Annotated in this window: 20 protein-coding genes and 1 pseudogene; 6 read left to right on the forward strand and 15 right to left on the reverse strand. The window is 33.2% G+C overall.

Annotated elements, in window-relative coordinates; all coding sequences use genetic code 11:
• Positions 1-180 precede the first annotated feature (180 nt).
• The gene (locus RAM17_RS08680; RefSeq protein ID WP_110447620.1) at positions 181-1,755 is read left to right on the forward strand and encodes a phosphoethanolamine transferase; all 1,575 of its coding nucleotides are present in this window, start codon (positions 181-183) and stop codon (positions 1,753-1,755) included.
• An 82-nt stretch (positions 1,756-1,837) separates the two neighbouring features.
• Here the strand turns inward: RAM17_RS08680 and tkt are convergent, their stop codons facing one another.
• The 6 genes and pseudogenes from tkt to RAM17_RS08715 all read right to left on the reverse strand — a co-directional run bounded on the left by tkt (position 1,838) and on the right by RAM17_RS08715 (position 8,926).
• The gene (gene tkt / locus RAM17_RS08685; RefSeq protein WP_110447619.1) at positions 1,838-3,844 is read right to left on the reverse strand and encodes a transketolase; all 2,007 of its coding nucleotides are present in this window, start codon (positions 3,842-3,844) and stop codon (positions 1,838-1,840) included.
• 114 nt (positions 3,845-3,958) lie between these two features.
• The gene (gene tal / locus RAM17_RS08690; protein WP_065613207.1) at positions 3,959-4,909 is read right to left on the reverse strand and encodes a transaldolase; all 951 of its coding nucleotides are present in this window, start codon (positions 4,907-4,909) and stop codon (positions 3,959-3,961) included.
• A 610-nt stretch (positions 4,910-5,519) separates the two neighbouring features.
• Entirely contained in the window at positions 5,520-5,756 is a 237-nt protein-coding gene (locus RAM17_RS08695; protein WP_110447618.1) for a FeoC-like transcriptional regulator, read from the reverse strand.
• 31 nt (positions 5,757-5,787) lie between these two features.
• Positions 5,788-8,114, reverse strand: a pseudogene (gene feoB / locus RAM17_RS08700) (Fe(2+) transporter permease subunit FeoB).
• Positions 8,111-8,350 carry a FeoA family protein gene (locus RAM17_RS08710; protein ID WP_110447616.1) on the reverse strand — a complete coding sequence of 80 codons (240 nt, stop codon included), beginning with the start codon at positions 8,348-8,350 and terminating at the stop codon, positions 8,111-8,113. Before RAM17_RS08710 ends, feoB begins: the two are co-directional and overlap by 4 nt.
• A gap of 234 nt (positions 8,351-8,584) precedes the next feature.
• Complete coding sequence (locus RAM17_RS08715) at positions 8,585-8,926, reverse strand: nitrous oxide-stimulated promoter family protein (protein WP_086363911.1); 342 nt, start codon at positions 8,924-8,926, stop codon at positions 8,585-8,587.
• A gap of 72 nt (positions 8,927-8,998) precedes the next feature.
• On the opposite strand from RAM17_RS08715, the gene RAM17_RS08720 reads away from it, so the two are divergent.
• Entirely contained in the window at positions 8,999-9,829 is an 831-nt protein-coding gene (locus tag RAM17_RS08720) for a shikimate 5-dehydrogenase (RefSeq protein WP_110447615.1), read from the forward strand.
• A 488-nt stretch (positions 9,830-10,317) separates the two neighbouring features.
• Here the strand turns inward: RAM17_RS08720 and RAM17_RS08725 are convergent, their stop codons facing one another.
• The gene (locus RAM17_RS08725) at positions 10,318-11,274 is read right to left on the reverse strand and encodes a carbohydrate kinase family protein (RefSeq protein ID WP_181414647.1); all 957 of its coding nucleotides are present in this window, start codon (positions 11,272-11,274) and stop codon (positions 10,318-10,320) included.
• A gap of 362 nt (positions 11,275-11,636) precedes the next feature.
• Positions 11,637-13,400, reverse strand: coding sequence for a 30S ribosomal protein S12 methylthiotransferase accessory factor YcaO (gene ycaO, locus RAM17_RS08730; RefSeq protein ID WP_110447613.1), 1,764 nt, complete (start codon positions 13,398-13,400; stop codon positions 11,637-11,639).
• Between the two features lie 124 nt (positions 13,401-13,524).
• Here ycaO and RAM17_RS08735 point away from each other — a divergent pair, with 124 nt between their 5' ends.
• On the forward strand, positions 13,525-13,851 hold the full coding sequence (locus RAM17_RS08735; protein ID WP_110447612.1) for a DUF4282 domain-containing protein: 327 nt from the start codon (positions 13,525-13,527) through the stop codon (positions 13,849-13,851).
• A 73-nt stretch (positions 13,852-13,924) separates the two neighbouring features.
• Here RAM17_RS08735 and tsaD read toward each other — a convergent pair whose 3' ends face one another.
• The 4 genes from tsaD to coaE are packed head-to-tail and all read right to left on the reverse strand — an operon-like array spanning position 13,925 to position 16,540.
• Entirely contained in the window at positions 13,925-14,953 is a 1,029-nt protein-coding gene (gene tsaD, locus RAM17_RS08740; RefSeq protein ID WP_110447611.1) for a tRNA (adenosine(37)-N6)-threonylcarbamoyltransferase complex transferase subunit TsaD, read from the reverse strand.
• The gene (yacG, locus tag RAM17_RS08745; RefSeq protein WP_110447610.1) at positions 14,953-15,171 is read right to left on the reverse strand and encodes a DNA gyrase inhibitor YacG; all 219 of its coding nucleotides are present in this window, start codon (positions 15,169-15,171) and stop codon (positions 14,953-14,955) included. The genes tsaD and yacG overlap by 1 nt, the downstream gene beginning before the upstream one ends.
• A gap of 24 nt (positions 15,172-15,195) precedes the next feature.
• The gene (zapD, locus tag RAM17_RS08750) at positions 15,196-15,933 is read right to left on the reverse strand and encodes a cell division protein ZapD (RefSeq protein WP_181414646.1); all 738 of its coding nucleotides are present in this window, start codon (positions 15,931-15,933) and stop codon (positions 15,196-15,198) included.
• Positions 15,926-16,540 carry a dephospho-CoA kinase gene (gene coaE, locus RAM17_RS08755; protein WP_110447608.1) on the reverse strand — a complete coding sequence of 205 codons (615 nt, stop codon included), beginning with the start codon at positions 16,538-16,540 and terminating at the stop codon, positions 15,926-15,928. The genes zapD and coaE overlap by 8 nt, the downstream gene beginning before the upstream one ends.
• A gap of 359 nt (positions 16,541-16,899) precedes the next feature.
• Between coaE and lexA the strand changes: the two genes are divergently transcribed.
• Both lexA and RAM17_RS08765 read left to right on the forward strand, forming a co-directional pair.
• The gene (gene lexA / locus RAM17_RS08760; protein ID WP_110447607.1) at positions 16,900-17,526 is read left to right on the forward strand and encodes a transcriptional repressor LexA; all 627 of its coding nucleotides are present in this window, start codon (positions 16,900-16,902) and stop codon (positions 17,524-17,526) included.
• Between the two features lie 50 nt (positions 17,527-17,576).
• Positions 17,577-17,951: a hypothetical protein gene (locus RAM17_RS08765; protein WP_110447606.1), complete on the forward strand. Its 375-nt coding sequence runs from the start codon at positions 17,577-17,579 to the stop codon at positions 17,949-17,951.
• A gap of 48 nt (positions 17,952-17,999) precedes the next feature.
• Here RAM17_RS08765 and hisM read toward each other — a convergent pair whose 3' ends face one another.
• From hisM to RAM17_RS08780, 3 genes are read right to left on the reverse strand one after another with little or no spacing between them, the layout of a single operon-like run.
• Positions 18,000-18,722, reverse strand: a complete 723-nt coding sequence (gene hisM, locus RAM17_RS08770; RefSeq protein WP_110447605.1) for a histidine ABC transporter permease HisM — start codon at positions 18,720-18,722, stop codon at positions 18,000-18,002.
• A gap of 12 nt (positions 18,723-18,734) precedes the next feature.
• Entirely contained in the window at positions 18,735-19,418 is a 684-nt protein-coding gene (locus tag RAM17_RS08775; RefSeq protein ID WP_110447604.1) for an ABC transporter permease, read from the reverse strand.
• A 3-nt stretch (positions 19,419-19,421) separates the two neighbouring features.
• A complete protein-coding gene (locus tag RAM17_RS08780) occupies positions 19,422-20,210 on the reverse strand; it encodes a lysine/arginine/ornithine ABC transporter substrate-binding protein (RefSeq protein WP_110447603.1) in 789 nt (262 codons plus the stop codon).
• Positions 20,211-20,565: 355 nt separating this feature from the next.
• On the opposite strand from RAM17_RS08780, the gene yccS reads away from it, so the two are divergent.
• On the forward strand, positions 20,566-22,644 hold the full coding sequence (gene yccS / locus RAM17_RS08785) for a YccS family putative transporter (RefSeq protein ID WP_220000046.1): 2,079 nt from the start codon (positions 20,566-20,568) through the stop codon (positions 22,642-22,644).

The following is a 22,644-nucleotide window of genomic DNA, read 5'->3' on the forward strand; positions in this document are numbered from 1 at the left end:
TATTAATTATAGGTAGTTTGGTAAAAGTCTATTAGAAATAATTAATAACGACGCCTAAGCTATATGTTATCTTAATTTGATAATTATCAAAAATGAAAGAATATAAGTTGCTTAAAATTTGATAGGCTATATAATTTAACGAATTTTTAACAAATAGTTTTAGAATGGATTTGATTTTTAATGTTCAAAAATAATTTATTTATATCACATCTTGTCTGCATTTTCCTTTCCGTATTATTAGTTTATTTATTAGGTTATCCTCAAAGATTTGATAGAATACTCCTTACTTATTTTTCACTAATTTTTTTTGCTAGATTTACATTTTTTCGTTATTTATTTGGACTATTATTTATTATAGCCGCACTTTATTTCCCAATTGGATTTTATTATGGCTCACCAAATGTTGCCGTCATTAGTGCTATTTCTGAAACTGACATTGATGAAATTCAAGAGTTCTGTACGCAATTACCATTCTATTGCTATTTAATTCCATTAATCTTAATCATAATTTTTGTAATTGTTTTCAGAAAGATAAAGTTTCCTAAAATAAAAAATTACTACATTATAGCTGTTGCATTATTAATCTGTTTATATCGACCAATTAAAGCTATTATCAAATATCAACCCAACACAGTTACTTCGGTCACCTCAACAATCTTAGATAATTTTAAATATCCAATTTTTGAATTTGCTATTGATTTATACGAAAGTGCTAATATTTATTTAACAGAGAAACAAGAACAACTTAATCAAATTCAAAAAACTAATACAATACCGATAGTTTCAGTTGATCCTAAGCATAAAACCTACGTTATTATCATTGGTGAAAGTGTTCGTAAAGATTATATGAGTGCTTATGGATTCAAATATGATAATACACCTTTTACTAAAGAAAATGCTTCAATAATTTGGGATGGATTAATTGCCCCAGCATCGAATACCCAATCATCAATACCACATTTAATTAGTCAATCTAGTTATTTAGATAATGATGAAGTCAGTGCTCAACTAAATAATAACATTATCACTATTGCTAATGATGCTGGATTCGAGACTTACTGGTTATCTAATCAAGGTAAATTAGGGCGAATGGAAATAACCGTACCTCGGATTACTGCTTATGCTAAGAATATTTTCTATACTAAAAAAGGAGAATATAATGGTAAATCCTCGCGTGGCAAATACGATACTTTACTTTTACCACAATTAGATTCTTTATTATCTGAAAAACAAGATAAACCTAGACTCATTGTTATGCATTTAATTGGTTCTCACCCACATTTCTGTAAGAGATTACAATTTGAGCCCCAATTCGATCTCAATAATAAAAATTTATCTTGCTATACCAGCAGTATTAAAGAAACTGATGATTTTATTAAATCTGCTATAAATATCTTAAAAAAGCATAATCAAGATTATTCTGTAGTATACTTTGCAGACCATGGCCTATCTCATACGGAAAAATATCAAGATTTACGACATAACTGGGAATACCAAAATAGCTATCAAGTTCCATTGATATTTTTTAATTCGCCACAAACAGCTCAAATAAAGATAAATAAACAGATCTCTGGTTATCAATTTGTTTATTTATTAAGCCATTGGATGGGGATTAAATTGAATGTCCAAAGCGATTATATGCACTACAATTTAATTGATATACCAGAACAAAAAGACATTCAAATTAAAGATTGGAGAAATAAGTTATATCCATTTGATAATCTTAAAAAAGATCCAAATCCATTTAATGATTAATAATTCAAATTATAGTCTCTTAATTTAATTAGATTAAAAAAAGCCACCGATAAGGTGGCTTTTTACTATTAAAATAACTTTATTATTTTAATAAACTATTTGCTTGTTCTAGAACGTTTTCAACTGTAAAGCCGAATTTAGCAAATAATTGTTCTGCTGGACCTGACTCACCAAAGCTTGTCATACCGATAATCTTACCATTTAGACCAACATATTTATACCAATAGTCACTGATGCCAGCCTCAATAGCAACTCGTGCAGAGACTGAAGATGGTAAAACTGATTCTTTATAAGCTTGATCTTGTTTATCAAATGCATCGGTTGATGGCATTGAAACAACACGTACTTTTTTACCTGCTTCAGTAAGTTTATGATAAGCCTCAACTGCTAGTTCGACTTCAGAACCAGTTGCAATTAAAATAAGTTCAGGAGTGCCATTACAATCATTTAAAATGTAGCCACCACGATAAACATTGGCTAATTGTTGTTCGGTACGTTCTTGTTGTTTAAGATTTTGTCTAGAGAAAATTAACGCAGTTGGACCGTCTTTACGTTCAACAGCATATTGCCAAGCAATGGCTGATTCAACTTGGTCACAAGGACGCCAAGTACTAACATTTGGAGTAACTCGTAAGCTTGCCATCTGTTCAACAGGTTGGTGAGTTGGACCATCTTCACCTAAACCTATTGAGTCATGCGTGTAGACAAATAAAGAGCGAATTTTCATTAAAGCGGCCATACGGACTGCGTTACGCGCATACTCCATAAACATCAAGAAAGTTGCACCATAAGGAATAAAGCCACCATGTAAAGAAATACCATTCATGATTGCAGACATACCAAATTCGCGGACACCATAATGAATGTAGTTACCATCTGGATTAGCTAAAATCTCTTTAGAGCCTGACCACATAGTTAAATTACTTGGTGCTAAGTCAGCTGAACCACCTAAAAATTCAGTTAACACAGGCGCAAAAGCTTCAATGGCATTTTGCGAAGCTTTACGGGTAGCAATTGTTGCTGGATTTGCTTGTAGCTTATTAACAAAATCTTTAGCAACTTGTTGCCAATTATTTGGTAAATCACCATCCATACGACGTTTGAATTCTTTTGCTAATTCTGGATAAGCTTTTGCATATGCATCAAAGCGAGCATTCCACTCATCTTCACGTTGTTTACCAGTAGCTTTTGCATCCCATGCATCATAATAATCTTTTGGAATTTCAAATGCAGGATATGACCAACCTAAAGCTTTACGAGTTGCTTCTATTTCAGCATCACCAAGTGGTGCGCCATGGCAATCATGACTTCCAGCTTTATTTGGAGAACCAAAACCAATAACAGTCTTACACATTAATAATGATGGTTTATCAGTTACAGCTTGTGCTTGCTCAATAGCCTCAGCTAATGCCTTAGCATCATGGCCATCAATACCACGAATAACATGCCAGCCATATGCTTCAAAACGTTTAGCGGTATCGTCGGTAAACCAACCTTCAATTTCACCATCAATTGAAATACCATTATCATCATAAAAAGCAATTAATTTGCCTAATTTAAGTGTACCAGCTAATGAACATACTTCATGGGAAATCCCTTCCATCATACAACCATCACCCATAAATACATAAGTATGGTGATCAACAATGGTATGTGCAGGTTTGTTAAATTGAGCTGCTAATGTTCTTTCAGCAATAGCCATACCGACAGCATTAGCAATACCTTGACCTAATGGACCTGTTGTTGTTTCAATGCCCGGAAGATGTCCAAATTCAGGATGACCTGCGGTTTTAGCATTTAATTGACGAAAGTTTTTTATGTCATCGAGCGTTACGTTATAACCAGTCAAATGTAATAAGCTATAAATTAACATTGATGCATGACCATTTGATAATACAAATCTATCCCGATCAGCCCAATTAGGATTGGTAGGATTGTGTTTTAAAAATCCTCGCCAAAGGACTTCAGCCATGTCTGCCATCCCCATCGGCGCACCTGGATGGCCTGATTTCGCTTTTTGCACGCCATCCATGCTTAATGCTCTTATCGCATTGGCTAGTTCGCGGTGGGATAGTGTGGTTACATTCATGTTCATATTCTCCAAAATATATTTTAAATATTCATTGATTGTCTACAAATAGTAGACAAATAAAACGCTTTCGTAACAAAACAAAAAGGGGAATATATTCCCCTATTCTATTAATTAAAGTAGTGCTCCGATCATATCTTCTAGTTTACCCTGATCGACAGCAAATGCACGGATGCCTTCAGCTAATTTTTCAACGGCCATAGCATCACTATTATGCTGCCATCTAAACTCAGCTTCAGTCATTAATGCTGGACGCTCAACTAAGGTTTGATTTGGATCTAATTTACGCACTACTGGGGCACTTGATTTTTGCATCTCAGACAATAAATTAGGGGAAATAGTTAAACGATCACAACCCGCCAATGCTAAAATTTGATCAACTTGTCTAAAACTAGCCCCCATGACAATAGTCTTATAACCGTGTTGTTTATAATAGTTATAGATATTACGTACTGAAACTACACCAGGATCTTGGTCAGCAATATAAGGATCAATAGGTTTCTTAGCTTGATACCAATCATAAATACGACCAACAAATGGTGAAATTAAAAAGGCATTAATCTCGGCACAAGCACGCGCTTGAGCGAAAGAAAACAATAAAGTTAAATTACAGTTAATCCCTTCTTTTTCTAAAACTTCAGCAGCTTTAATACCTTCCCATGTAGAAGCGATTTTAATCAGAATTTTTGATTTATCAATGCCTTTTTGTTTATAAAGTTCAACAATTCGACGAGCTTTTTCAATACAAGCTTGGGTATCAAATGATAACCTTGCATCAACTTCAGTCGAGATTCGCCCCGGAATAGATTTTAGAATTTCAGCGCCAATGTTTACCGCTACTTGGTCACAGGCATTAACCAATTGCTCAGCTTTACTACCACCTAGTTTTTTAGCTGTTTCAATAGCAGAATCAATTAAATAACGATATTGAGGAAGTTGAGCAGCTTTTAAAACAAGCGATGGATTAGTTGTTGCATCTTCAGGAGAAAACTGTTTAATCGAATCGATATCACCAGTATCAGCAACAACTACAGTTAATTTTTTGAATTCATCTAATTGACTCATACATCTAATTCCTCTACTACATGTTTTTTAAACACGGTTATAATAACATTTATTAAGTAATAAAACGACAAGGTTTCGTCGTTTCGGTTAAGGTCTTTTTGGCTAAAAATGAACAAGAACGATAAAACTACAATTTGATCTGAATAAGCTATCGATAAAAACAAAAAATATTTTTATTCCATAAACATTAACTAACTTTTTAGCACATCAAAATCAACAAGTAATTAATGTAACAAGTTGACTCTTAATATTTATCTAATTATCTAATTCAATAGTTAGTCACTTTTTTAATTAAATTCAAACCAAGGATATCTTTTTATTACTTTTATCGGTTTTATATTTTTCTTTTTTTTCACCAAAATGAACATAAGTTCATATTAATATCATTTGTAATTTTGAGATACAAATAAATTTAATTTTGTGACATAAGTCGCAAAAAAATAGCAAATAAAAGATAATTTAATTTTTTAATGGCGGATAAAAAAGTGGATTCAACTCTAAAAAAAGCAAAAAATTAAAATAATTTGGCTGGAATTTATCAAAGGTTAGATACTAATACTTTTGATACAATCAAATTAATTTTAGCCATCAATTGATTGTATAAGCTATTCTACTCAATCCATACATAGCTTGCATAAGCGTCTAAATTACAACTTATACACGTTGAACACTGTTTACCTGCACAAGTTAATAAATCACGTTTAATTAATTTTATTAACCCTTTTTTAACCCAAAAATTTAGCATAGGTTCAACAGCGCTGGTAGACAAACGAAAGTGACGAGCCACATCTTGTAGATTAGCTCGTCCTTGTAACTGAATATAATCACGAATTGCAGTAATTAACATATTATTCAATATTTAACATTAACCAATAATTTTATTCACAACAAGCTGATTGTTTTTTGTGAGATCGTGGTTTTGGTAAGTAATATTGATTAAAGCAAGGTAAACGACCGATTTTACGCATAACGATAAAAATGAAAGTAATAAATCCTCCAATAGCTATCAACCAATAAGGCGCATATGAAGATTGGCCTAATAAACTAAATTGGTAATAAATCGTTGCAGACAACCAACCTATAACAAAGGTCCAAATAGCAACAAATATCATCCATTTTAGCCCTGTTTCACGATAGATTGTGCCTAATGCTGCTGCACAAGGTGTATAAAGCAACACAAAAATAAGATAAGCAATAGCTGAAGATGATGTAACAAATGAACCACTTATTTTCGATACCGTCGTCGAGTCGACAGACAATTCATTTCGTAGATTATTTTCATCTTGATTAATACTTGATAGACCTAGCGGATCAGCGATTGCGTTAATTAAATCAATAAAACGATCTGGAATGGTTTCTAACGCGGACTTGATACCATTATAAAAACAAAATTGCGCTGGTTGTTCCGTTTGATGATCCATTGAATAGAGTGAATTTAAAGTTGCCACAACGGACTCTTTAGCAAAAATCCCGGTAAAAATACCTACTGTTGCAGGCCAATTTTGCTTGTCAATTCCCATAGGTGTAAATACAGGAGTAACTTTTTGTCCCATAACTGATAACACAGAGTGATTTGAATTTTCATTCCCAAATGAACCATCAGTTCCTAAGGAATTAAAGAAGCTAAGCACGGTTACCATAACGACAATAGCTTTTCCTGCTCGTAAAACAAAGCTTTTCAAACGTTGAAAAGTTATTCTCAACATACTCCGTAATGTCGGAAGACGATAAACGGGCATTTCCATAATAAATGGCGTTAATTCACCTTGTAACAGAGTATTTTTTAATATAAATCCCGTTAGCATAGCTACTAAAATACCCAGCAAATACAGCATAAAGACAATAATCGATGCATGATTAGGAAAAAATATTACAGCAAACAAAGCATAAATGGGTAATCGAGCACTGCAAGACATAAACGGAATTAAACAAATTGATAAAATACGATCACGAGGGCTATCAAGTGTCCTTGTTGCCATAATTGCGGGTACTCCACAACCAAACCCCATTAACATGGGTACAAACGCTTTACCGGGTAAACCAATGCATCGCATAAAACGATCAACAATCATTGCTGCTCGCGCTAAATAACCTGAATCTTCCAAAAAAGATAGCACAAAAAACATCGCCGCAATAACCGGTATAAAAGTCGATACCGTGGTGATGCCATTACCAACCCCATCAGCTAAAATAACCGTTAACCAAGTTGGTGTATCTAGCATATTTAAGAGATAAGTAAAGCCATTAACAAAAATGGTACTAAATACCCCTTCAAAACAATCGACAAAAACTGAACCAAAATTAATCGCAATAAAGAACATGCTATACATTGCGAGTAAAAAGAATGGAATACCAGTAAAACGTCCTAAAGCTAATTTATCCAATTTTTCAGTAAGATTAATATTGGCTTCTCTAGGCTTATCAATCACCATCTTGCAAAGCGTATCAATCGTATCATAACGTGCACTTGCAAGTGCTACGTCAATCTGATTATCGAAATTGATAGACAATAAACAACGACAAGCAGCTAACTTTTCGTTTTCTAAAAAATCTAAAGATTCATTTGCCCCATTAAGCAAGGCTTCAATTAACTGCCAACGATTAAATTGTTGTATCCTACTGGTTGCAGGCAATTCAGCTAAATATCGGTTAAATACAGCTTGTGCATCACTACTTAACGTATCAATGGTTGGCATTGCAGTCTTTAAATTCGATGAGCTAACTTCAATTTGCTGATAAAATTTTGATAATCCAGTTTTTCGCGTAGACGAAATCGCAATAACCGGACAACCTAAAGCTTTGGTTAATTTATCGATATTTAATCTTTCTCCCATAGCTTTAAGTGCATCAACCATATTAAGCACAATTACCATAGGTACTTGCATATCAATTAACTGAAATGTTAAATATAAACTGCGTTGTAAATTTGTTGCATCAATAACATTAACTATCAAGCTATTGTTATCAGCTAATAGAAACTGCCGAGTAATAAATTCATCTTGAGCAATACCGATTGGATCTGGCTCAACAGAGTAAGTTCCCGGTAAATCAACAATATCATAGTGGTTCTTTTGATAAGCAAACGAACCAGATTTGTGCTCAACGGTTACCCTGGCCAATTACCTACACGCTGTTTTGAACCAGTTAATAAATTAAATAATGTCGTTTTGCCACAATTGGGATTACCGACTAATGCAATTTTCATACGACCATCTCAACTTCAATTGCAGCCGCTTCACGACGGCGTAAACACAATAGAAAACCACGCAAATTAATTTCAATTGGATCACCTAATGGAGCGATTTGCATCACAGTCAACTTACATCCGGGCGTCATTCCCATAGCTAAAAGCTTTTGACGAAAAGGTAAAGAGTCAGGTAATAGACGTTTAATAACAGCTTCACGTCCTTGAGAAAGGTGATCAAGCGTAAATGCAGACATTATACTTCCTATCAAATAAGGTTGTATTTTAAAAATGACAGTATTTTAAAAGATAATCATTCGCATTTTTAGCATTTAACTGCGAGTAAATTGCAAAAAACATCTAAAATAAGTGAAAATTATTGTATTGATAGAAAAAACGAATGCAACATTGATGAAATCAAAAAAATAAGTGATAAAAATAAGCCAAAAACCCCTCTCCTCAACTTTTTTAATTGTGAAAAAATACTTTTGTTAAAATACCTTCAAAATGGTTTTTAAATTTTTATACAAATGTTTAACCGCCATGATTGGATGATGGAGCATCATTCTTGGCCCTGCATAACGCATTACTTCTTTAATTTTCTGTTTATAATCTTTGCGATAACAATGTTTTGGACATTTTTCGCAGGTGGTTTTCTTTTCACCAAATCGGCACATTGTTAAGCGTTGCATGGCGTATTGTAAGAGATCACTACATTCAGCACATAGTTGTTTTTTAGGAGTATGGTGTTTTTGGTGACAATATAGGTGTATCATCACTTCTACGGTAACTTTTTCTTGAGTTATTTTCGGACCAGTATTGTTTGCAACCATAATCAAATATATGCTAGTTAAAAAGATGATAGAATAAAGAATTAGTTATTATGATCACAAGGATTTTGGTTAATGGCAAGAATTATCAATAAAGATACTATTGTTTGTATGTCACTTTCAGCAAGACCAAGTAATTTTGGTACTCGTTTTCACAATTTTTTATATGAAAAATTAGATTTAAATTATCTATATAAAGCTTTTACAACCAATAATTTAAAAGATGCTATTAATGGAATTAAAGCATTATCAATTCGTGGTTGTGCTATCTCAATGCCTTATAAACAAGCGTGCATTGAATTTATTGATGAATTAGATGTTTCGGTACAATCAATTCAAGCGGTTAATACTATTGTTAATACCGATCACTATTTGAAGGCCTACAACACTGATTATATTGCTGTGGAAAAACTAATTAAGGCTAATAATATCAGTAATAAGACACCATTTGTTTTAAAAGGTAGTGGTGGTATGGCCAATGCTGTAATTGGAGCGTTTTACGATGCCGGTTTTAAACATGGCATAGTCTGTGCCAGAAATCAGCAAAAAGGGGAAGCTTTAGCTGAGCGTTATCATTACCAATGGCAAAAAGATGAATCTACTATTACACCGGAACAAGCAAAATTGATTATCAATGTGACGCCAATTGGTATGCAAGGCGGTAGCGAAGCGAACCAACTGGCATTTAGTGAAACAATAATTAATCATGCTGATATTGTGTTCGATGTTGTTGCCTTACCTGTTGAAACACCACTTATAAAGTATGCTAACAACTTGAATAAAAAGATTATTTCCGGTGCTGACGTTGCCGTGTTACAAGCAGTTGAGCAATTTATTTTATATACCGGCGTCACCCCTAGCGAAGAATTGATCCAGCAAGCAGGCGAATTCGCCAGACAAGCTTAATCACAATATAGAATTGTCCTGAAATGGATTTTAATTGACTGGAACGTCTAAGTTAATAACGATGCAAAAAATTAACAGCTAGGTTTGGTTAACATGTTAAACAAGGACGTTTAACAAAATTGTCGTTTATATTGAAAATAACCTTCAGACAGTTAGAACTAAACGATAAAAGGCTGCCATAAGCCGACCGTTTTATATTAGCTATTTTTGACAAATATTTTGGCAAAAGTTGCCTATAAGAGAAAAAAGTTTTAGAAAATATACCAGAATGATAACAGTGATTGATAAAGTGGCCTCGTGTAAACACGCTCTGCTCAAAAGAAATAAACTTAATAAAACGAGCATAAAAAATTTAGATTTTCCTTAAATAAGAGAAAAAGAAAAATAAAAACTTAATATCCTTTATAATAAGTAAAGAAAAGCCGTTTAAGAGGTCAAGAAATCGCTTAAATAGAACAATTTGAGCGATCAATGATTTTAGTGATAACTCAAAAAAAGTATTTAAAATCTTTAATAAGATCTTTACCTGCTAGATTGATGTCAACCAAGTTAGGCATTGCACTACGCCCTCTTTTCTGATTATTGGCTGCAGCTATTGCTAGATTGGCAAACAATATCGTTTTCGCTAACGGCCAACCATAGCTGATACCATAAGTAAAAGCCCCTTGAAAAATATCATTTTCAGTAATGTTATCAGCAGTTTGTTTATTAAAGCCAGAGATTATCACAACTTGTTGATGATCCAGATATACACAATCTTTATTATACATACGAATAATAATTTTACCGTTAGTTAAATTGCGTAATTTTTTCAATGCATTTTTGATCTGCTCGCTATTATAGAAAGCTTTTAATTTGACAAAAGCACTAGCAAATTGTTCTGTTACAATTAAATAATCAGCTTGTTGAGCTAAGTACAGACTATTAGCTGATAGATTATCGACACTCATAATCACTTTGACTTTGGGTAAATGCTCAATTAGGTACTCACTCAATTCTGCCTCATAGCCATCAGCTAACATAACTATCTCGTGTTTATTTTCACTGACGGTCCGAATAAAGTGAGCTAATTTATCTTTTTCTGTTATTGTCAATTTAGGTGGTTGCATCAAACGATGCGATATAATGCTGTAGGTATTACTTTGCTCATTAATGGTGATGGCTTCTAATGGTGTGATCATTTTCTCCGAAAAAATAAATTGCCGAGTATTAACGCCAACATTAGCAAGTTCTGTTTCAATTTGATTGCCATGATGATCATTGTTGAGATGACCAATATGATAAATATCTTCTCCCCATAGAGCTAATAGATATGCCGTATTAGCACACGACCCACCACCACAATGGACAAAATTATCGGAGGTAATAGAACCGTTTTGTTCCAAACTAGATGAAGTGAAACACAATAAATCTAAACAAGCAAAACCAACGGTAAGTATTGTCATCATTTATCCTTAATAAATTATATAATTTAAAAAAAACAAATATTGAAAATAAATAAACTTAGCGATGTTGAACGTAATTGTGCTATTGATTACTACTAATTGAGAGAGAAAAAGAAAGCAATAAGGGAAGTAAACTTACTGCTTTAATATCATACAACAATGCCTCAAAGATCTTTTGGATATGTAAATCTAAATTTTGACAACTTACTCATCTAACCGATCTAATTAAAGATCACTTATATAATATGCTATTTAGTTCAATTTGATAAGTATTAAATGAATTTTTTTTAATATAAACTATTGCAATCATCAGCAATAACTATTATTGGTTAGCCTTTGCTGATGATTAATAATAATTACTACTACATAATTTGATTTAATTTGTGATATACCTCTAAAAGCTTTTTATGCATGGTAAATTGATTTAGTAAACTATCGCTATCTGCATCAGAGTGATCTAAATCCGTTAGCCCAAAAAATTGTTTTTTTGCTGTTGCATACAACCACATTTCACTTACACATGAATTGCCATACATTTTACTAAAAGCAGATTGATAATTATCAAATTGGTTTGCACCTCGCTCTATAATAAAATTAACTAAAGTTTGCAAACAACGATAGGCATGATTGCGTTCAGAACTAAAGATAGACTCATTCATTTCAATCGTCCAATCTATCCATAATTTAGCTTGCGGTAAATCCTGTGCAGCTAACGCCAGCATAGCTTTTAATTCACCAATTCTCAATGTTAACCATGCATTATCTCTACCTGTTGCAATACCTAGTAATTCGCGAACTCGAGCAAAATCATCTAAACCTTCGTCATCAAAAAGTTCAATAATGTCGAGTAATTGTTTGTCAGATCGTTTTTGATGTGGAAGAGACAAAATCAACTCACGGAGATGGATCGCCATGTTATTATTAGCAATTAACAGATCCTCTGGCGGATAAATTTCTGACATACCAACAGCTAAAATTCGACAAGCATAAACCCCAAGATGCTGGTAATCCATTATTAATACTTCAATTTGGTGACGATCAAATATCGCCATTAAGTTGGTAAATTCCTGCTCGGTTGTACCAGAAAAATCCCAATCTACAAACTCATAATCCGATTTTTGATTAAAAAGATCCCATGAAATTAAGCCACTAGAATCAATAAAATGCGTTTCTAAATTACTTAGATCAGCTACGTCGTCATTGTCAAAACTTGGCGGTGAAAAAACATCAAGATCTTTAAGACTTCGACCTTGTAGTAATTCAGTCACTGTTCGTTCAAGTGCTACACCAAAATTAGGATGAGCACCGAATGAGGCATAGCATGTACCGTTTTGAGGGTTAAATAGCACAACACAAATCACCGGAAATTCGCCAGCTAAAGAAGCATCAAAACAGTATATCGGAAAACCTTCCTTTTCAAGTGTTTCGATAGCCGCTAATACAGTAGGATAACGATTAATTACTGTTTCGGGTATAAGTGGTAAGCTAATAGCTTCTGCAATAATTTTATTTTTGGTATAACGTTCAAATATTTCAGATAAAGCTTGAACTCGTGCCTCATTTGGTGTATTTCCTGCTGACATTCCATTTGATGCATATAAGTTAGCAATTAAATTCACTGGTACATAAATAGTTTTGCCATCTGATTGTTGAACAAATGGCAAAGCACAAATACCTCGCTCCTCATTGCTAGACTGTAAATCAACGAGATCCGTTGCCTTTAATTCATGGTCAGGATCATAAAAATCATGTAACTTTTGCGATAATAAACCTTTAGGTAAACTATTATCATCAGGAATTGCAAACCATTTTTCCGACGGATAGTGAACAAATTCACCATTAGCGACTTTATCTCCTAAATAAAAATCAGAAAAAAAGTAGTTAGTTGAAAGTCTCTCAAAATATTCACCTAAAGCAGAAGCTAATGCAGCTTTTTTACTCGCTCCTTTGCCATTAGCAAAGCATAGTGGACATTTTGTGTTTTGAATATGTACCGACCATACATTAGGTACTGGATTAAGCCAAGAGGCCTCTTTAACAGCCAAATCATATTTATCTAATTGTTGCTGAAAATAGTTAATGGAATCTTCAAGTGCTGCATCTTTACCGGGAATGAATGTTTTCATATTGAAATTTTAAAAACCTTTTTAAAAATAACGTTGCTTTATTGATTTATTTGATATTAAATGTATCGGTTTTTTGACCAAAGTCAAAGCAATAAAATAAATAAAACTTAATTAAGGAAATAAAATGAAAAAAATAGTAGATACCAGTGGACTTTCTTTTAAAGATTTTTTCTTTTTTGATAAAATGTTCACTCCTAAAATTATTACTGTAATTTATTGGATTAGCTTAGTTTTTATTGTATTTTCAGGCCTAGTTCTCATCTTCTCAAGTTTTCTACTAATGCGTTATAGTTTTGGTTCTGCACTACTAGGCATACTAAGTGGTTTTGTAACCATCATTGGTGGTTCTATATTCACCCGTATCGGATATGAATTAATTTGTGTTTTATTCAGTATTAACCGAAATATCGAAAAACTAGCTTTAGATAAATCAACTGAAGATAATCAATAAGTATTATATTAAGAAAACCTGTGGGGAATTTACCCCACAATAAAATTCTATAATATTAATTTTTAATTTGATATTATTCTTTCGCGTTTAATTCACTTAGTGGCCATCTAGGTTTAACCTCAATAGCTAGATCAACAAATTGGGATGCTTTAAGATGAATCATTCCAGCATAAGCTATCATCGCACCATTATCAGTACAAAATTCTAAACGTGGATAATAAACTTGTCCTTTACGTTGAGCCATAAGCTCGGCGAGTTGGCGACGTAAAGTTTTATTAGCACTCACTCCACCAGCAATAACCAATCGATTAAAGCCTGTTTGATCTAATGCTCGACGTGACTTTATTAATAAAGTATCAACTAAAGCATCTTCAAAAGCCTTAGCTATATCTGCTCTGGTTTGATCATCAAGATCCTGACCACAACTCTGTTGATGAATGGTATTTGCAGCAGCGGTTTTAAGCCCTGAAAAGCTAAAATCTAAGCCGGGTCTATCCGTCATCGGTCGAGGAAAACGGAAGCGTGTTGCATCACCAAGTTCAGCTAATTTCGATAATTTGGCTCCACCAGGATAATCAAGACCTAACAATTTAGCTGTTTTATCAAATGCTTCCCCTGCAGCATCATCAATTGACTCACCCAGTAATTGATATTGGCCAATACCAGTTACTTTAATTAACTGAGTATGTCCGCCTGACACTAACAAAGCGACAAATGGAAACTCGGGAGGATTATCTTCTAGCATAGGAGCTAACAAGTGACCTTCCATATGATGCACAGCAATAGCGGGTACGTCCCATGCATAAGCCAGTGAACGTCCAATAGATGCGCCAACCATTAAAGCACCAATCAAACCAGGGCCAGCAGTATACGCCACACCGTCTATATCACTGGCACGTAAATTAGCTTCTTGTAGTGCAGCTTGTATTAATGGTACAGTTTTACGAATATGATCTCGAGAGGCTAGCTCTGGTACAACCCCACCATAATCGGCGTGTAATTTAATTTGCGAATAGAGCTGATTGGCAATAAGTCCATGCTTATCATCATAAATAGCAATGCCTGTTTCATCGCACGATGTTTCAATACCTAAAATCTTCATTAATGTTTACTCACTAAATCGGCAAGATCATCTTCACTCCAAAGATCTTGTTCAGTCAGTTCCTTATCCGCAATGCGATGCTCTTCGGCAGCCCAATCACCTAAGTCAATTAATTGACAACGTTTACTACAAAATGGTCGGTATAAACTCTTTTCAGACCATTCAACATTTTTTTGACAGGTTGGACACTTTACAATAGTAACAGTATTTTTATTCATCTAAACACTCTTAAATTAATTGGGCTAGCAACATGCAAGTTCAAATTCAATTGCATCAATATTACTATTATCGCCAGCATAAAGGGGTAAAAAACGAATACTATAACGAGACATATGACCAGAAACTTGTGGGTAAACATTTTTCTCGAAAGCAACACGAATTCGAATCAAATTTACATCACCATTAGTTTCTTGAAAAAAATTATTAGTACAAATAAAAGTTTTAAATTCACCTAGTTGCCTAATAAACTGTAAACATGCTTTTAACGTTTCATCAAGTATTGTAATATGCTGCAACCAGTTATCAACTTGCATATTACGTTTTTCTTGCGGTTGATTTAACCACAAATGGAAAGATGGTAAATCAAAACTACAACATCCACCGGGAATCATCAAACGCTGACGAATTGCCATGATAAATCGATCATCTTTAAGCGGCTGCCCTAAACGTAAACTTGAATTAAATTTAGTTAAAAACAGTTCATATTGGTTAATCATGTCACCAAGCAATTCTTTATCAACACCATCAATATCAATCCAAGAAAGTAATTTTTGCTTTTGCGATTCAATCTCTTTAATCAAATCCCCTTTAACATCATTTCGTTCAATAATTTCGAGTAATTCAGATAAAGCATGAAAAAACAATAAAGCATTATTTTGCTCGAAATGATGATGCGTGTTTAATTGATTAAGTAAAAATTCAAGTCTTAACCAAGTACGCATTTTTTCATTTAATGGATGTTCAAAAACAATATTATTCATAGCTATTCTTAATTTTAGAGTTATGCAAATATTTTTCATGTAAATCATCTATTTGCATTTTTAATGACACCAAATTACCGTCATTAACAATAATATCATCCGCAAATGCTAAACGATCACTTAATGAAACTTGTGAATCAATCATTCTCTTGGCTAATGACTCACTTATTTTATCGCGATCGATTAAGCGCTCAAGTTGTAACGCCTCTGGAGTATCAATTATTAACACCCGATCAGCTAATTGATGTAGATTATTTTCAATTAATAATGGTACGACCCAAATAATATAAGGAGCTGTTTGTTTTGCAATCTGCTTTTGGGTTTCTTGTGCAATAATCGGATGCAATAAATTGTTCAACCATAACCGTTCATGATCATTGTTGAAAATAATTTCTCTTAATTGACTTCGATCTAACTCTCCATTTTCTAACAAGATCTCTAGACTAAAATGCTTTACAATCTGTGTTAGAGCAAAGGAACCTGTAGCAACAACTTTACGAGCAATTACATCAGCGTCAATAATTGGTGTACCTAATTGCGCAAATAGATTGGCAATGGTACTTTTACCACTGGCAATGCCACCACTAAGTGCAACAATATAAGACATACACTACTTCCAATAAATAATCATTTTAATAATAATTATATCATACAACTATTAAACAGAATACATGGCAATAAATTGCTAAATTAGCCATTAAATTTACGCTAAGCATTACTTTGTTAGTTAGTTAGTTAGCTAGCTAGATAGATAGATAGATAGATAGATAGATTGTTTGTAGCATAAAATTGTTTTTTTAAATAGTTTTATGAAAATTTTCCATACTATTATGTGATTTAGATCGAAAATCTCACTTTAGTTACCATTTTTATCCATTATTCTAAAAAAAAATAGATAAAACAGTTGTTTTGTTTTTTTAGCTGTATATAATCACATATATCTGTATATAAAAACAGGAATTTGCCATGAGACCATTAACCGAACGACAACAACAAATTTATGATTTGATTAAAGAAAACATTCAAACTACCGGAATGCCACCAACGCGAGCAGAAATTGCCCAAAAATTAGGATTTCGTTCAGCTAACGCAGCTGAAGAACATCTTAAAGCTTTAGCTAAAAAAGGAGCTATTGAAATGATTGCCGGTTCATCACGTGGAATTCGTTTATTATTAGAACAACCTGATGATCCCAATGAACTTGAAGGTTTACCGCTAATTGGTAAGGTCGCAGCCGGATCGCCAATTTTAGCGCAAGAACATATCGAAAGTCATTATCAAGTATCGCCAAGTTTATTTAAACCTCAAGCCGATTTTTTATTAAGAGTTGAGGGTATGTCAATGAAAGATATTGGTATTTTAGATGGTGATTTACTTGCCGTTCACAAAACTCAACACGTTAAAAATGGCCAAGTTGTTGTTGCGCGAATCGATGATGAAGTAACTGTTAAAAGATTATCGCAAAAAGGTCGTCACGTTAAATTATTAGCTGAAAATGCGGAGTTTGCGCCAATTGATGTCGACTTAGAACAACAAAGTTTTGCTATTGAAGGTATTGCTGTTGGTATTATTCGCAATGGTTCGTGGATGTAAATTTAAAGATAGTATAGAATACTAAGTACTGTTGCTTAGGAGTTAACCATATGTGGCTATTTTGGTTGTATGAATTTTTGGGATTTGTTGGCGTTATACTATTAATTTTTGCTTATTGCCATTTCAGTAAAAAAGGTTTTTGGTCTTTCTTATGGCATAATTTGAAATGGGTTGCATGGAGCGTTGTTGGCGTTTGGTTATTAATTGCTATACTTTGCCGGGGCGATTTATATAATGCAGCCCGTTGTTATTTCCGTGGCGAAAGTATGCATGCAAATACGAAATATTCAATCTTTTGGAGTGAATGTCAAATCGAAACAACAAATGGTAGTTATTTACCTATTGATCGTACTCGCGCATTACCAGGTTCAAAAGATCATGATAGCAATGATAATGGAATTCCTGCTGATAATTTAATTAATTAATTTTATTCATATATCTTCAGGCAATATTGAATATTGCCTGTTACTATTTTAACAAGTCTTTGACCCACTAATATTCATATAAAGCAAGTAATGTTTTTCAAGTTGTCTAAAACCAAAAATCAAAACAAAACTTACACATAAATAGATCACCGCCGCAATACCAAAAGCATGGAAAGGTTGATAAGTTTCGGCATAGATATCACGTGCGATTTTCATCAAATCTTGAACTGTCACAGTAAAAGCTAAAGCTGTCGAATGCAACATAAAAATGACTTCATTACTATAAGCTGGTAATGCAATTCGGAAGGCTCTGGGTAAAATAATGTATCGATATAATTGGCAACGATTAAAACCAAGTGCCGTAGCAGCTTCAATTTCACCATTAGGAACGTTGCGAATAGCACCAGCAAATATCTCTGTAGTATAAGCACAAGTATTTAAAGTAAAGGCTAAAATAGTACAATTTAATCCACTTTGGAAAAAGTCATTTAAAGATTGATGTTGATTAACAAAACTTAATGTATATATACCCGTGTAGATAATTAATAACTGTACATATAATGGCGTTCCACGAAAAACATAAGTAAATAGCCAAATAGGCCATTTTATAAAAAAATATTCTGAATTACGGCCTACCGCTAACACTAATGCAAATAATCCTCCTAAAGATACGGATAAAATCAAGATCCACAAGGTCATTGCTAATCCAGTAATATGATAGCCATCTGACCATAACAAAGCTTTCCAATAATCTTGAAGGATTTCTAACATAACATTGCTCGTTTATAATTTAGCTTTAGTGATACCGGTGGAATAATGCTTTTCAAGCCACCATAGAATAATATTTGAAATAGAGGTGAAAAATAGATAAAAAGCGCCAGCTATAAGTGCAAAAAATAGCGGTTGATATGTTGCTTCACCAGCTGTTTTAGTGGCTTTAACAAGGTCAAACAATCCCAATAATGATACTAATGCTGTTGCTTTTAAAATCACTAACCAATTATTAGCAATGCCAGGTAAAGCAAAACGCATCATTAATGGGAACCTGACATATATAAAGGTGTGGCATTTATTCATACCTAATGCAGTTGCTGCGTCAATTAATGTTTTTGGAACAGCTTGAAATGCACCACGAAACGTCTCAGTAAAATAGGCACCATAAATAAAACCTAACGTAATAATACCTGCCACAAATGGATCAATTTCCAACATATCTACATCAAAAAAATCGGTAATGTTATTTAATAAAAATTGAAGGCCAAAAAAGATCAACATCATTAAAACCAAATCCGGCACACCGCGAATCAATGATGTATAAGCCTGACAAGCTAGTCGTAATACTGACCTTTTTGATAATTTACCAAGTGCACAAATAACGCCAATAATAATAGCAAGAATTAGCGAAAAAATCGCTAATTCAATAGTGATCAAGGCACCTTGTAATATTAGAGAACGATAACCTTGCATGAACTATTTTTTATTACTATAAACGTTAAAGTCAAAATATTTGTCATTTATTTTTTGATAAGTACCGTCATTTAAAATTTCAACTAGTGCTTTATTGAAAGCTTCACGCAGTTCATCATCTTTTTTACGGAATCCTAAACCGACACCAACATCAAAATAACCTTTATCGCTTAAAATTTCTCCGGCAAAAGCGAAATCTTTTCCTTGTGGTTGTTTTAAAAATGCGTAACTTCCTGTTACTTCATCTTGTAATGCGGCATCTAAACGACCTGCTACTAAATCTGAGAATACCTGTAATTGATTTTGATATGGCACAATGATAACGCCATTTGGACGCCATTTGTCATTAACAAAGTGTTCCTGTGAAGTACCTTGTTCAACGCCTACTCTTTTGCCTTTTAATGACTCAACATTTGGTAATAAATTAGCACCTTGTTTAGTAATTAATCGAGAATTGGTAAGAAAAATTTCATCTGAAAAAGCAATTTGTTTTTTGCGTTTTTCAGTCATCATTAATGATGATGAAATCATATCTATTTTACGTGACAATAAAGATGGAATTAATGCATCGAAATCAGTCGATTGAAATTCACACTTAATATTAGCTTTTTCACAAAGTGCTTTGGTAATTTCAATATTAAAACCAGTAATTTCACCATTTTTATCTATAAAATCAAATGGAGCATAAGATGTATCCGAACCAATTTTGATTGATTCTGGTAATTTAGCATCACTTAGACAAGCGCAACTTAACAATGCTAACGCCGATACCACTTTAAATAAGTTTTTCATGTTTTCATCCCATAATGATTTTTGAAGGCATAATATAACGTTTTCTTAAATTAATTTATAATAAAAAAAAATTATCAGACTATCTGATTTACTTATGCCGTGATTATAATTACAGCAGTTAAATTAATAGATAATATAAAGTTAATTCTATTTTAAATAAGATAGATAGTTAAAACAGTAAGCTACTAATTTAAATAATTATTATCGTCATACTTATTTGCTTTCGCTAAAGATAACAATATAGTATTCTTACTATTATTATGACAACTCAATTCAAACACTAAACAACGTGCATTCATTTATCCTATCCTTACGCAAAGTTTTTTATAGCAGTAATTTACTGTTTAGTATTCGTATGCTGGTTAGTTTGACTGGATCTACATTAGTACCATGGTACTTTGATTCAGTACCTTTAGTGATCCCACTCACATTGGGAGTAGTTGCAGCAGGATTGACAGAGATTGATACACGCTTATTAAGCCGTTGTATTAATATATTATTAACACTAATTTGTTTTGCAATTGCGACATTTTCGGTCGAATTTCTATTCCATGATCCACTATTGTTTATTATTGGCTTAGTTAGCTCAACGTTTCTATTTATTATGCTCGGTTCATTGGGGCAACGTTATGGTGTTATTGCCTTTGGCTCCTTATTAATTGCAGCTTATACCATGCTCGGACATAATTTATTTGCTGATAATTACACTCTTCCTTGTTTTTTATTGTTAGGTGCACTTTGGTATAACCTTGTTTCACTAATTGAATCAATTGTGCAACCTATCCGCACTACACAACAAACTTTAGCCAATTGTTTTATAAAATTAAGTTTTTATCTTGATGCAAAAGCAGCAATGTTCGATCCTGATGAAACAGATGGGTTTAAGCGACAAACTCTTGAGCTAACGACCTGTAATACTCAGGTTATTAATGTATTCAATGACGCTAAACGTTCATTATTTAATCGACTAAAAGGTTTTCGTGGACAAGGCTATATTAGAAAGATGCTTAGTTACTATTTTGTCGCTCAAGATATTCATGAACGAGCCAGTTCATCACATGGCGATTATAAAGCGTTAAGCCACCATTTTAAACATAGTGATCTTTTATTTCGCTTTGCCAGAATCTTAAATTTACAAGCTAAAGCCTGTGCTAAATTGGCTGTGTCAATTAAGTTAAATCAAACTTACCAACATGATCCATTATTTGCTCGCTACTTTGCCTATCTTGAAGAAGCAATAAATGAATATCAACAACAAAATAAGGCTAATTTATTACTCATCAAATCATTACAAAATTTATATCAAAATCTGCTAGCGATCGATTTATTATTAGCCCATATCGATACAGAACAACATTTATCGAAAATCCAAGATGATAACCAATTAATTGATGGAGAACTCACCCGTTTTCATGATATTTTTGCCAAAATTAAGCAAAACTTAACCATCAAATCGTCACTCTTTCGACATGCCATTCGTATGAGTATTGTGTTATTTGTTGGATATATGGTGATTTATTTTTCTAACCTTTCACATGGTTATTGGATTATTTTAACCAGCTTATTTGTTTGCCAACCAAACTATTCAACTACGAAATATCGCTTAAAATTGCGTGTTTTTGGTACTATTTTAGGAATAATTGCCGGTATTCCTTTAACTTACTTGTTTCCTAGTATTGAAGCGCAATTAGTATTGATCATTATAACTGGATGGTTATTTTTCCTATTCAAAAACTCACAATATGCTTATGCCACTGCCTTTATTACCTTATTAGTATTTTTCAGTTTTAGTTTAATCGGTGAAAGCAGTATCTCTGTTGCTATTTCACGCATTATAGCTACCTTAATTGGCTGTTTTATTGCTTGGTTTGCTGTAAGTTTTATCTGGCCTGATTGGAAGTTTAGAAATTTACCTAAATTACTTGATCGAGTCTGTCACGAAGATAGCCACTATTTAGCAGTAATAGGTAGTCAATATGTCTCCGGTAAAACTAATGATCCCAAATACCGTGTTGCACGACGCGCGGCTCATGATAGTAATGCAGATTTATCCTCCTTAATCAGCTTAATGACTAAAGAACCACATGTTAAACAAGATGTGATAGACCAAGGTTTTAGATTATTGACCCTTAATCACACCTTAATTAGTTATCTATCTACTTTGGGGGCGCATCGTGATAAAAGTATTTCACCGCATACTTTGGAAATTTTTGATGATATATCGGTTTATATAATTACTATGCTAAGTGACCAAAAAATCGATTCTGAATATCAACCATTGAAAAAAGTGGTTGCTGATTATATTGAATCACTATCAACCAATGATGACCAAAGCAATAATGATCTGCTTGTTATGCAGCAATTAGCCTTAATCTTAGATATATTGCCTGAAATAATTTCTCTTATTTGTGAATTGAATAATAAGACTGCTTAA

The sequence above is a fragment of the Gilliamella apis genome, from assembly GCF_030758615.1.
Lineage (GTDB): Bacteria > Pseudomonadota > Gammaproteobacteria > Enterobacterales > Orbaceae > Gilliamella > Gilliamella apis_A.